This is a genomic window from Pseudomonas sp. GNP014 (genome assembly GCF_054344005.1).
In genome coordinates this window covers 3,204,073-3,216,428 of the sequence record NZ_JBTGUS010000001.1, presented here as the reverse complement: position 1 = coordinate 3,216,428, position 12,356 = coordinate 3,204,073, and the positions used below count along the sequence as shown (strand labels likewise).

The 12,356-nt window shown below is 60.0% G+C and carries 13 protein-coding genes; 1 reads left to right on the top strand and 12 read right to left on the bottom strand.

The genetic code is table 11. From position 1 onward, the window contains the following. Positions 1-15: 15 nt before the first annotated feature. The 4 genes from ACXX9E_RS14525 to ACXX9E_RS14510 all read right to left on the bottom strand — a co-directional run bounded on the left by ACXX9E_RS14525 (position 16) and on the right by ACXX9E_RS14510 (position 4,808). Positions 16-738 (bottom strand): amidotransferase, encoded by a 723-nt coding sequence (locus tag ACXX9E_RS14525; RefSeq protein WP_123467348.1) that lies wholly within the window; start codon positions 736-738, stop codon positions 16-18. Positions 739-832: 94 nt separating this feature from the next. Next, positions 833-2,977, bottom strand: coding sequence for a 3-hydroxyacyl-CoA dehydrogenase NAD-binding domain-containing protein (locus tag ACXX9E_RS14520; protein WP_458555594.1), 2,145 nt, complete (start codon positions 2,975-2,977; stop codon positions 833-835). 24 nt (positions 2,978-3,001) lie between these two features. Then, positions 3,002-4,207, bottom strand: a complete 1,206-nt coding sequence (locus ACXX9E_RS14515) for an acetyl-CoA C-acetyltransferase (protein ID WP_123467352.1) — start codon at positions 4,205-4,207, stop codon at positions 3,002-3,004. Positions 4,208-4,571: 364 nt separating this feature from the next. Then, complete coding sequence (locus ACXX9E_RS14510; protein ID WP_177490651.1) at positions 4,572-4,808, bottom strand: hypothetical protein; 237 nt, start codon at positions 4,806-4,808, stop codon at positions 4,572-4,574. Between ACXX9E_RS14510 and ACXX9E_RS14505 the strand changes: the two genes are divergently transcribed. Then, positions 4,794-5,615, top strand: coding sequence for a c-type cytochrome (locus ACXX9E_RS14505; RefSeq protein WP_186747608.1), 822 nt, complete (start codon positions 4,794-4,796; stop codon positions 5,613-5,615). The genes ACXX9E_RS14510 and ACXX9E_RS14505 overlap by 15 nt on opposite strands. A gap of 114 nt (positions 5,616-5,729) precedes the next feature. Here ACXX9E_RS14505 and ACXX9E_RS14500 read toward each other — a convergent pair whose 3' ends face one another. The 8 genes from ACXX9E_RS14500 to ACXX9E_RS14465 all read right to left on the bottom strand — a co-directional run bounded on the left by ACXX9E_RS14500 (position 5,730) and on the right by ACXX9E_RS14465 (position 12,316). Then, the gene (locus tag ACXX9E_RS14500) at positions 5,730-6,539 is read right to left on the bottom strand and encodes a transglutaminase family protein (protein ID WP_458555593.1); all 810 of its coding nucleotides are present in this window, start codon (positions 6,537-6,539) and stop codon (positions 5,730-5,732) included. Beyond that, positions 6,536-7,486 (bottom strand): alpha-E domain-containing protein, encoded by a 951-nt coding sequence (locus ACXX9E_RS14495; protein WP_123467356.1) that lies wholly within the window; start codon positions 7,484-7,486, stop codon positions 6,536-6,538. The genes ACXX9E_RS14500 and ACXX9E_RS14495 overlap by 4 nt, the downstream gene beginning before the upstream one ends. A 12-nt stretch (positions 7,487-7,498) precedes the next feature. Next, a complete protein-coding gene (locus ACXX9E_RS14490) occupies positions 7,499-8,908 on the bottom strand; it encodes a circularly permuted type 2 ATP-grasp protein (RefSeq protein ID WP_123467359.1) in 1,410 nt (469 codons plus the stop codon). A 534-nt stretch (positions 8,909-9,442) separates the two neighbouring features. Beyond that, the gene (locus ACXX9E_RS14485; protein WP_003223226.1) at positions 9,443-9,790 is read right to left on the bottom strand and encodes a ribonuclease E inhibitor RraB; all 348 of its coding nucleotides are present in this window, start codon (positions 9,788-9,790) and stop codon (positions 9,443-9,445) included. A gap of 210 nt (positions 9,791-10,000) precedes the next feature. Then, entirely contained in the window at positions 10,001-10,234 is a 234-nt protein-coding gene (locus ACXX9E_RS14480) for a hypothetical protein (RefSeq protein WP_123467361.1), read from the bottom strand. 175 nt (positions 10,235-10,409) lie between these two features. After that, positions 10,410-11,285: a polyamine aminopropyltransferase gene (gene speE / locus ACXX9E_RS14475; RefSeq protein WP_458555592.1), complete on the bottom strand. Its 876-nt coding sequence runs from the start codon at positions 11,283-11,285 to the stop codon at positions 10,410-10,412. Positions 11,286-11,522: 237 nt separating this feature from the next. Continuing rightward, positions 11,523-11,714, bottom strand: coding sequence for a PLDc N-terminal domain-containing protein (locus ACXX9E_RS14470; RefSeq protein WP_003223221.1), 192 nt, complete (start codon positions 11,712-11,714; stop codon positions 11,523-11,525). A 71-nt stretch (positions 11,715-11,785) separates the two neighbouring features. Further along, the gene (locus ACXX9E_RS14465; RefSeq protein WP_458555591.1) at positions 11,786-12,316 is read right to left on the bottom strand and encodes a hypothetical protein; all 531 of its coding nucleotides are present in this window, start codon (positions 12,314-12,316) and stop codon (positions 11,786-11,788) included. Between the last annotated feature and the right edge of the window lie 40 nt (positions 12,317-12,356).

The following is a 12,356-nucleotide window of genomic DNA, read 5'->3' as shown; positions in this document are numbered from 1 at the left end:
TGCTCGCTAAGCTTTTCAGGCAGCTTCTGGCTTGTGCGCCACAAAGCGCATCATCCATTCCGCAACCGTGGTGCCGTGGTGTTCCTGCTCCAGACTGGCCACGCCTTTGCTGTAAATCTGCGAACCCAGCGCCTCCTGACGCAGCTCCAGCAGCGCCCGCGAGTAATCGTGTATGAATTCCGGATGCCCCTGGAAGCACAGCACCTGATCATTGATGTGATAGGCGGCAAACGGGCAGAAATCGCTGGAAGCGATCACCGTGGCGTTTTCCGGCAGCGCAGTGACCTGATCCTGGTGGCTGATCAACAACGTCAGTTCCTCCCGTACCGGGTTCATCCACGGCGCCTTGGCCGCCAGTTTGTAGTTGTGGGTGCCAACGCCCCAGCCCTGGGTGGCGCGCTCGCTCTTGCCACCGAGCAGCAGCGCCAGCAGTTGATGACCGAAGCACACGCCGAGCAGTTTGTCGCCACGCTCGTAACGGGTCAGCAGGTATTGCTTGAGGGTCTGGATCCACGGATCGGTACCGAACGAGTCGGCCTTGCTGCCGGTAATCAGGTACGCATCGAACGTCAGGTCGTCGCTTGGGTATTCGCCCTGCATCACGTTGTAGACCGTGAACTCGGCGGCTATCGGTTGCTGCGAGAACAGACGCTGAAACATCTGCCCGTAACCCTGATATTGATCGACCAGTTCCGGACGCAGGATGTCGGTTTCCAGAATGCAGATGCGTAGCGACATAAAAAATACCTGACACGTGATGGGAATATTGAACACCCAGAGCCTGCCCTGAAACACCCCGGCAAGGCAAGCCCCTCGGCGTTCACCCGATCACTTAAAACAGCTCGCCTTTCGCAGCCTTTTCCAGCAGCAACGCCGGTGGGGCAAAACGCTCGCCATATTGCTCGGCCAGGTACTGCGCACGAGCGACGAAATCCTGCACGCCGTATTGGTTGATGAACTGCAACGCACCACCCGTCCACGCGGCGAAACCAATGCCGAAGATCGAGCCGACGTTGGCATCCGCCGTCGAGGTCAGCACGCCCTCCTCCACGCAGCGCACGGTTTCGATGGCTTGCACAAACAGCAGACGATCACGTACATCCTTCGGTGAAATCTGGCCATCAGCCTTCTCGAAGCGCGTCTTCAATTCCGGCCACAGATGTTTCTGAGCACCGGCCGGGTAATCGTAAAAACCACCGCCTGCGGCTTTGCCCGGACGCTTGTATTCGTTGAGCAGCAAGTCAATCACGGCGAACGCCGGGTGCTCAATCAGTGGTTTCCCTTCTGCCTGTAGGTCCTTGGCCGTCTGCTGGCGGATATGGCTCATCAGGCTGAGGGAAACTTCATCAGAGATCGCCAGAGGCCCGACCGGCATCCCGGCCTTGCGCGCCTCGGTCTCGATCATCGGCGCGCTCACGCCCTCGCCGAGCATAGCGATGCCTTCGTTGGTAAAAGTGCCGAATACCCGCGAGGTAAAGAAGCCGCGACTGTCGTTGACCACAACAGGGGTTTTCTTGATTTGCAGGACGAAATCGAAGCCGCGCGCCAGGGTTTCATCACTGGTCTGTGCGCCTTTGATGATTTCCACCAACGGCATTTTTTCCACCGGGCTGAAGAAATGCAGGCCGATGAACTTGCTTTGATCCGGCACTGCCTGCGCCAGCCCGGTGATCGGCAAGGTCGAAGTGTTGGAGGCAATCACCGCCGCGCTACCGACCACTTGCTGTGCCGCTGCCGAGACTTTGGCTTTCAGTTCTCGGTCCTCGAACACCGCTTCGATGATCAAGTCGCAGCCGGCCAGATCGGCATCGCTTTCACTCGTGTTGATCCGCGACAGCACCGCTTCGCGCTGCTCAGTCGTCATCTGGCCACGGGCAACTTTCTTGTCCAGTAAGGCCGCCGAGTGAGCCTTGCCTTTCTCGGCCGCTGCAAGGTTGATGTCCTTGAGCACCACTTCAATGCCGGCCGAGGCGCTGACGAACGCGATCCCCGCGCCCATCATGCCAGCGCCCAGCACGCCGACTTTTTGCGTCTTATACGCTGCGTAACCCTGCGGCCGTGAGCCACCGGCATTGATCTCGTTGAGCTGGAACCAGAAGGTACCGATCAGGTTTTTCGAGATCTGGCCGGTAGTCAGCTCGGTGAAATAGCGGGTTTCGATCAGGTGCGCGGTGTCGAAATCCACCTGAGCGCCCTCCACCGCCGCACACAGAATCTTCTCCGGTGCCGGCAGCGTGCCCTGGGTTTTCGTGCGCAGGATCGACGGCGCAATGGCCAGCATCTGCGCAACTTTCGGGTTCGACGGTGTGCCACCGGGAATCTGATACCCCTTCACGTCCCAACGTTGCACCGCTGTCGGATGGGCGACGATCCAGGCGCGCGCCTTGGCCAGCAGTTCATCGTGATCGGCGGCCAGTTCGTCGATCAGACCGGCCTGCAACGCCTGTTGCGGACGCACTTTCTTGCCCTCGAGCAGATACGGCAGCGCCTTCTCGATACCGAGCATGCGCACCATGCGCACAACTCCGCCGCCGCCCGGCAACAGACCCAGGGTCACTTCCGGCAAGCCGAGTTGTACCGAAGCGTCGTCAAGTGCCACCCGGTGATGACAGGCCAGGCAGATTTCCCAGCCGCCGCCCAGCGCCGCCCCGTTGATGGCCGCAACCACCGGTTTGCCCAGGGTTTCCAGCGTGCGCAACTGCCCCTTGAGGGTCAGCACCATGTCGTAGAAGGCTTTGGCTTCGGGCTTGCCGACCTTGATCAGCTCATTGAGGTCGCCGCCGGCAAAGAAGGTTTTCTTCCCCGAAGTGATGATGACGCCAGCGAGGTGGTCTTTGTCCGCGACCAGTCGCGCAACGCACGCGGCCATGGCTTCGCGGTACACGGCGTTCATGGTGTTGGCGCTCTGGCCCGGCATGTCGATGGTCAGGACAACGATGCCGTCCTGAGCTTTTTCGTAACGAATGGCTTCGCTCATAACAAGGTTCCTTGAATTCGGGGCTCAGAGGCGTTCGAGGATGGTGGCAATGCCCATGCCGCCGCCGACGCACAGCGTCGCCAGGCCATAGCGCAGATGCCGCGCTTCCAGTTCATCGAGCAACGTGCCGAGGATCGCGCAACCGGTGGCGCCCAGCGGATGCCCCATGGCGATGGAGCCGCCGTTGACGTTGACCTTGGCCGGATCGACGGCCATGTCCTTGATGAACTTGAGCACCACCGAGGCAAACGCTTCGTTGACCTCGAACAGGTCGATGTCTTCAACACGCAGCCCGGCCTTGGCCAATGCCTTGCGCGTAGCCGGTGCGGGCCCGGTGAGCATGATGGTCGGATCGGTGCTGGTGACGGCCGTGGCGACAATCCGCGCCCGTGGTTGCAGGCCCAGCGCCCTGCCCTTGGCCTCGGAGCCAAGCAACATCAGCGCCGCGCCGTCGACGATTCCGGAACTGTTGCCTGGCGTATGAACATGGTTGATGCGCTCGACATGGCTGTACACCCGCAGTGCCGTCGCGTCAAAGCCCATCTGGCCGATCATTTCGAAACTGGGCTTGAGTTTGCCCAGCCCTTCAAGGGTCGATTCGGCACGAATGAATTCATCGTGATCGAGCAGGATGATGCCGTTCTGGTCCTGCACCGGCACCAACGACTTGTTGAACGAACCATCGGCCCGGGCCCGTGCGGCTTTCTGTTGCGAATGCAGCGCATAGGCGTCGACGTCGTGACGGCTGAAACCTTCAAGGGTGGCGATCAGGTCCGCACCGACGCCCTGCGGGGTAAAGTGGCTGTGCAGATTGGTCTGCGGGTCCAGCGCCCAGGCGCCGCCGTCACTGCCCATTGGCACGCGCGACATCGACTCGACGCCACCGACCACCACCAGGTCTTCGAACCCCGAGCGCACTTTCATCGCGCCGAGGTTCACCGCTTCCAGTCCCGAGGCGCAGAAGCGGTTGATCTGCACACCCGCCACGCTGACATCCCAATCAGCCACTTGCACCGCCGTCTTGGCGATGTCCGAGCCCTGATCGCCAATCGGCGTGACGCAACCGATGACCACGTCATCGACCTGGCTGGTGTCGAGCGACGTGCGCTGCTGCAGTGCGGTCAACAGACCGGCCAGCAGATTCACCGGTTTGACGCTGTGCAAAGCGCCATCGGGTTTGCCTTTGCCACGCGGCGTGCGCAGCGCATCGAATATCAAAGCCTGGGTCATGACGTCCTCGAACCTGTGCGGTGAGTGATTGCTCGTGCCTCCACTCTTGGCCCGGACGCTCATGGATTCAATGACCACAGTGCTCAATGGCGTTGACGCACACGCTCAGACGGACGGTCATTGAACAGCGGGTGAACCGGTTCAGGTGCGCGAGTTGTCTAGCCAGCGGGCGGCAAAGAAGCTGGCAAAACGCCTCATGCCTTTTTAAGCACATTCAGCAGCAAGTTCATATGAAATGGATCTAAGCCAAGCGTGACGCGGGCCCTAAGGTAGAACATGTACGTCATGGTCGTCGGGTTTTGCCGAGGCCGACGTTCTTCAACAGGAAGTGCAGCGTTTGCCGTCATGGATATGCAGGCAAACATCAGGAAATAACAATAAAGGCGGTCAAGCCATGTTCAAACAACCAAAAGTTCGTCAAGCAGGGCTCATTCTTTTCGCCACGACGCTGTTGCTGATTTTGCCGAACCTGACCAAGGTCATTGGCTGAATCAAGCAATCGGCGCCCGTCATCGCCCATTAAAAATGTGCGTGGCCCGCTATCCGGGCCAGCATGGCTGTGCCAACCTTTGTGCACTTCCACGACATGGACGGCGATCATTTGAAGAATCTCATTGCGTTCGGGGCCTTGCTGCTGAGCCTGCCCTTATCTGCCGCTCAGTTGGATCTGCAACTGGGCGCCCACACCCGCACCTGGCAGACCGAGGAGCTGCTCAAGCATCCTCTAGTGCAAACCCTGACGATCAAAAACGATGTGTCCTACAAGAAGGACATGACCTATCGCGCCGTGCCCGTGGCCGCGCTGCTGACCGGCATCAAACCTGACGATCATCTGCAAGCGGTAGCGCTGGACGGGTTTGCCGCCGAGCTGGCGGCCGCGCCGTTGCTCAATAGCAAAGGTGCACGGGCCTGGCTGGCCATTGAAGACCCGGCGCAGCCGTGGCCGCCGCTGTCGGCGGGCAAGCACAGCGCTGGACCGTTTTATCTGGTATGGACGGATCCGCAGGCCGGTCATATCAGCCCGGAGCAGTGGCCGTTCGAAGTGGCGAGCATCAAGCGCATGGCTCCGGTGGCGGAGCGCTTTCCGGCGCTGTTGCCCGATGCCAAGCTGAAAGCAGATGACCCGGTGAATCAGGGGTTCGCCCTGTTTCAGAAAAACTGTCTGGCCTGTCACCGCCTGAACGGTGCGGGGGATGCGCAGTTCGGGCCGGATCTGAATATTCCGTATAACCCGACGGAGTACTTCGGCGCGGATTTCCTCAAGCGGTATATCCGCGATCCGCAGAGTTTGCGCCAATGGCCGCAGGCGAAGATGCCGGGGTTCTCGGCAGATGTGTTGCCGGAGAAGGATCTGCAGTTGCTGATCGGCTATTTGCAACACATGGCCGGGCGCAAGGTTAAGCCATAAGCAATGGGGTGTTATCACTGACCGCTTCGCTGGCAAACCCCACAGGTTATCCGCCGACTCTGAAGCCGCGGTAATCCTGTGAGAGCTGGCTTGCCAGCGATAGCGGTATTGCAGTTATTGCTGTTGCACGGAGATAACCGGCGCCGGGGTGGGCGACACGAACACCTTCGCATGCATCTGTTCACAACCCCCGCCCCGACGCATCCCGCGTACCGGGCAGGCGTCCAGGTAATCGAGGCCTACCGCCAGTTTCAGGTGACGCTCAGGGCGCGCCAGTTCATTGGTCACGTCAAAGCTGTACCAGGCGTCATCCAGCCAGGCTTCTGCCCAGGCATGGCTGGCCAGATGCTCGCAATCCTCGCTGTACAGATAACCCGACACATAACGTGACGGCACCCCGAGACTGCGCGCGCAGGCCAGAAACGCATGAGTATGGTCCTGACACACGCCGGCACGTCCGGCAAACGCATCCGCAGCCCGCGTGTCGACTTCGGTGGAGCCCGGCGTGTAAGTCATGTGTTGATTCAAACCGTGCATCAGATCAATCAGCGCCGTGCGATCACGCCGCTGCTTGCAGGTTTTCGCCGCAAACGCACGCAACGCCTCGTCCGCCTCGGTCAACCGGGTAAAACGCAGGAACGGCAGCGCCGACTGACTCTCATGTTCGGCCTCGCTCAATTCGTCGATATCGACCTGCCCTCGCGCGCCGATGATGATCGCTTCATGCGGCTCGTCCATGGTCAGCACGTGCAGGATGTTGCCGAACGGATCGAGTTGCGCACGCACCGGACGCGGCAGGTCGAGCTGCCAACTGAGAACATGCTGGCGCTCGCTGTCGTGGGGGGTCAGCCGCAGGTACTGGATGCTCGCCCGCACCTGATCTTCGTAGTGATAGGTGGTCTCGTGGCTAATGGAAAGTCTCATGCAGCCTCCAGGTAGGAACTGTGAATGGCGTTGCCCAACTGGCGCACCAGCGGGATGAATTCGGTCAGCCACGCGTGCAGGCCTTCCTCGAGAATTTCGTTGATGCCGGTGTAGCGCAGACGTGCGTCCATTTCCGCCGCCAGCCGTTGCGCCGGTCGACCATTGGCGCCGGGCAATTGCGCGAGGATCTGGTCGATCTCCTCGGTGCACGCACGCAGCGAACGCGGCACATCGGCGCGCAGCAGCAGCAACTCGGCGACATGCCGGGCGCCGGGGGCATCGCGGTAGATTTCGGTGTAGGCCTCGAACGACGACAAGGCCCGCAGCAATGCACTCCACTGGTAATACGCGTGGGCGGTGCCGTCGCTGACCGCTTCGGCCTGATCCCCGGCCATTTCATAACGCGCATCGAGCAGACGCAGCGTGTTGTCGGCGCGCTCGATAAACGTGCCCAGACGAATAAAGCGAAACGCATCGTTACGCATGATCGTGCCGTAGGACGCACCACGGAACAGGTGCGAACGCTCCTTGATCCACTCGCAGAAACGGCTCATGCCATAGCGGCTCAGGCCTTGTTCGGCGATCCCGCGAATTTCCAGCCAGGTGGCGTTGATGTTTTCCCACATGTCGGCGGTGATGCGCCCACGCACCGCATGGGCACTGGCCCGCGCTGCGCCGAGGCAACTGTAGATACTTGCCGGGTTGGCCGCATCGAGGGCGAAAAAGTGCAACAGGCGTTCGGCGTGCAGTTCGCCGTGACGCTCCAGGTAATCGTCGAGGGTGCCGGTGATCAACAGCGGCATGGCCAATTCGTGCAGACCATCGCCGCGACCGTCCTGCGGCATCAGCGACAACGAGTAACTGACGTCGAGCATCCGCGCGAGGTTTTCCGCCCGCTCCAGGTAACGCGACATCCAATACAGATCCGAGGCAGTTCTACTTAACATGGCAAGCTTCCTTCAATCCTCGACCACCCAGGTGTCCTTGGTTCCGCCGCCCTGGGAGGAATTCACCACCAGGGAGCCTTCGCGCAGGGCAACACGGGTCAAACCGCCGGGCACAACCCGGGTTTCGCGACCGGACAAGACAAATGGCCGCAGGTCGATATGGCGCGGCGCAATGCCGTTTTCGACAAAGGTCGGACAGGTCGACAGCGACAGCGTCGGTTGTGCGATGTAGGCGTGCGGCTTGGCCTTGATCCGCTCGCGGAACGCGTCGATTTCCGCGGTCGTTGCCGCCGGCCCGACGAGCATTCCGTATCCGCCGGAGCCCTGGGTTTCCTTGACCACCAGCTCCGGCAGATTGGCCAGTACGTGGGACAGTTCGGACGGGTTGCGGCATTGCCAGGTCGGCACGTTCTTCAGGATCGGTTCTTCGTCGAGATAAAAACGGATCATGTCAGTGACAAACGGATACACCGATTTATCGTCCGCCACCCCGGTACCGATGGCGTTGGCCAGCACGACATTGCCGGAGCGATAGGACGACAGCAGTCCCGGTACACCGAGCATCGAGTCGGGGTTGAACGCCAGCGGATCGAGGAACGCGTCGTCGAGGCGACGGTAGATCACGTCCACCGGTTTTGGCCCGTCGGTGGTGCGCATGAAGACTTTGTCGTCGCGCACGAACAGATCCGCGCCCTCCACCAGCTCGACGCCCATCTCCCGCGCCAGAAACGCATGCTCGAAGAACGCACTGTTGAAGCGCCCCGGCGTCAGCACCACCACGCTCGGGTCGTCGATGGGGCTGGAGCTTTTCAGGGTATCGAGCAACAGATTCGGATAGTGGTCGATGGGCGCGATGCGCTGGGCGGCGAACAGCTCGGGGAACAGGCGCATCATCATCTTGCGGTCTTCGAGCATGTAGCTCACGCCGCTCGGGGTCCGCAGGTTGTCTTCGAGCACGTAGTAAGTGCCGTCGCCATCGCGCACCAGATCGACGCCGGAAATGTGCGAGTAGATATCGCGGTGCAGATCCAGCCCTTGCATCGCCAACTGGTATTGCTCGTTGGCCAGCACTTGTTCGGCGGGAATGATCCCGGCCTTGATGATGCGCTGCTCGTGATAAAGGTCGGCGAGAAACATGTTCAGCGCCTTGACTCGCTGGATACACCCGCGCTCGACAATCCGCCATTCGCTGGCGGGAATGCTGCGCGGAATCGTGTCGAAAGGAATCAGGCGCTCGGTGCCCTGCTCGTCCCCGTAGAGCGTGAAGGTGATCCCGGCACGGTGGAACAGCAAGTCAGCCTCGCGTCGCCGTTGTGCCAGCAACTCGTCAGGCGTGTCGGCCAGCCAGCGCGCGAACTCCCGGTAATGCGGGCGAACCAGGCCGCCGGCATCGTACATTTCATCAAAATAGGTGCGGATCATGCCGTACTCCTTGTCACCCGGACCTACAGGCCTTCGCAAGGCCCGTGCCATCGGCATAAACGCTTTGATTTCAATCGGTTGGATAATGACGCCGCAGGCACCGCACCATTCCTGTGCGGCAAATGCCCCAACCTGATTGCCCCCGCTTCATTGCGACGCATTGCAGCGCCTATCACCAGCATAGTCAGAGTTGATTTCACTGCCCGGTGCCGGCTGCGGATAATCCGCGCATCCGCTGCACAATTTCCCTGGTGAAATGTTCAGCCCAACCACTCCGGACTGTGACCACAGTCCCGCAGGCCTTAACCCTGACCGGTTTCCCCGGCTTATCGGTCTTCCCTTTCAGCCACCCTCTGCGGTGGCTTTTTTTTGCCCGCTTGAAATGTTTTGAAAGTAAAAGCAAAAGATCGCAGCCTTCGGCCGTTCCTGCGGGTGACTGTTGCAGGAGCTGCCGAAGGCTGTGATCTTTTGATCTCTGGAAACGACAACGGCCGACCCGAAGGTCAGCCGTTGCCCGATACCTGTAACCGGAGATCAGTTCAGACGATAGCGGTTGCGCACCTCCTGCTTGACGCCCCAGCCTTCGATGATGCCGCCCAGCGGCTCGACCACGGCAGAGAAACCCTGCTCGAAATCGCCAATGTCGTCATACGTTGCATACATCACTTTGCTCAATTCCAGCGACCAGGCGCCATCGTCGCGCGCACTGACCTGAGCATTGATGGATTCACCGCGAAACTTGCCTGCAGCCCTGCGCGCCCGCTCCTCGTCCGGGAAAATGGCGTAGAACTCGATGGGATGAAAACGGGAAAAATCGAACCCGCCTTCTTTCATGCGGCGCAGAACATTGCTGCTGATGTCTTCTTGATAGGCTGTGCTCATGAATCGTCCCCCTCAGATAGATGGATAGACTTTCCGTATTCCCGCCCCGGGCCTCTGGCCAAAGTACTGCGGCAACGTGGTTGCACGCGGGAAACAAGCATGTAGCTGACAAGACCAGACCTTAGCGATCCGTTCGCTGATCTCGCTTGCAGAGTAGCCCCAAGATAGAGCCGCTGCCAAGGCCTGGTGCTTCAGGTGACAAGAAGAATTTCAGATTGGCGTGATGCTACGGATTTCGATGCTGTTCTGGCTTTTCAGGCTTTTGACACCAGCATCGGCGGTACGCCCTTCCAGATCGTTCAGATCCAGTTCGGCGGCGACAGGAAGCAACCGCGCCTTGACCATTCGAGCGGCCTCGTCATCACTGGGGCATTCCGCCTGCTCGAACACCTCATCGACAATTTCACCATGATCGTCCACGAAAGTGACTTTCCACTTTTGCATCGGTGCCTCCTCGATCAAACCCGTAAATGGGCTTACTTCTATCTCGACTTTTGGCGAGATTGATCGTTCAAAAGGAATACATCTGCCGAACATGAAAAAAATATCACGTTGGGGGTTGGAAAACTTTTGGGCCGAGGGGATTTATCCCCTCGCCACAGACAATCCCTTCACTCAGTCAGTCGTTGCTTGGCTTGTTGATCGCCTGCAGCACGTACTGCGGCAAGGCGAACGCGCCGATGTGGATTTCCGGGTTGTAGTAACGAGTGACGATGCCGCTGCCAATGAAACGCTGTTGCAGGGTTTCACGGCTCAACCTGCGGTAGGCCGGGTTGGTCGAGCCCCAGGCGAAGGTCATCGAACCGCCGATGTAGGTCGGCACGGCGGCCTGATAGAAATGCCAGTCCGGAAACAGGCTGCGCAGGCGACCGGCGGTGGTTTTCACTTCGTCGATCTGCATGAACGGCGTGCCGTTCTGGGTCACCAGGATGCCGCCCTCATTCAGGCAACGGTGGCAGGCCTGGTAGAAATTCTCCGAGAACAGCACTTCGCCCGGACCAATCGGGTCGGTGGAGTCCGAGATAATCACGTCGAATTTTTCCGTGGTGGTGGCGACGAAACGCATACCGTCGTCGATCACCAGGTTCAGCCGTGGATCGTCGTAAGCGCCTTTGGAGTGGTCCGGCAGGAACGTTTTGCACATGTCGACCACGGTGCCGTCGATCTCGACCATGGTGATGTGCTCGACGCTGGCATGTCGGGTCACTTCGCGCAACATGCCGCCGTCGCCGCCGCCGATGATCAGCACGCGCCTGGCGGTGCCGTGGGCGAGGATCGGTACGTGGGTGAGCATTTCGTGGTAGATGAATTCGTCGGCTTCGGTGGTCTGGATCACGCCGTCCAGCGCCATCACCCGGCCCATGCGCGGGTTCTGGAAAATCACCAGGTGCTGATGTTCGGTGCGCACTTCGTGCAGGAGTTTTTCCATGCGAAAACGCTGGCCATAACCTTCATAGAGGGTTTCCAGGTACTCGCTGGTCTTGGTGGCGGTCATGGTCAGGTGCTCCGGGGAATGCGCAGGCGCCCATCATGCTGACGATTGCCCGGGAAAGGCGCGCATTTTACGTTGCCAAAGATGACAGGTCGAACCTCGGCTCATCGGCAATCTGCATAACCTTGTGGAAGCGGGCTTGCCAGCGATGCAGTCAACACGGTCTCTGCGTGACACCGCTGCGATGCTATCGCTGGCCAGCCAGCTCCCACAGGTTATGGGGTGATTTCAACGTTGTGGCTAGATCCGCACGTTGCCTCGCGGTCCGGCAATGGCCCAGATGATCAGGCCCAGCACCGGCAGGAGGATGATCAGCAGGACCCAGAGGATTTTCATCCCGGTCTCGGCGCCGCTTTTCAGCACGTTGATGATGGCCCAGATGTCGAGGGCAAGAATGATCAGGCCGATCAGACCGTTGAACGTGGAACCCATGGTGTCGCTCCAGAATAGTGGCATGCACTTTTAGGATAGACGGTCGCGCGCAGGGTTCCCTTTTATTGCGTTCAAACGTGAATGGCGACTTTCAAGGCTTCCAGTGACGGCGCGGCAGCAATGCCGACCTCGACACACAACTCCAGCACCCGAGGCACGTCGTTGCCGTAGACCAGCACCACTTGCAGCTCGTCGTCGAGCAACTGGCTGAAGTTCATCAGCGTGTACCCGCCGTTCTCCTTGTTCAGGCTGCTCATCTGCACCTGGATGCGATTGAGTGCGGTCAACGCTTCGGTCTTGGCCAGTTGCTTGGGCTTGAGGTTGAAGTCCACACCCGGGCCGAACGACGCAACGATCTGCGCGAACAGGTCGACATAGGTGTCGGCCTGGAACAGCACGGTCTCCGGCAGGCTGCCGACCACTACCCACTCGCCTAGTGGAATCGGGAAGGTGTCGTCGTAGTTGATGTCCGGGTTGGCGGCCAGAAAAGCGTCGGCATCGGCGTAGGCCTGAGCGGCTTCGTCCGCGACGTTAAGGATCTCGTCCTCGCCCATGCAGCCGGAGCTGATTTTGCTGATGAGTTCGACGAGCGCGGCTTTCATGGAGGCGGATCCTGTGGAAGGAGAAATTTGAGGGCGCGAA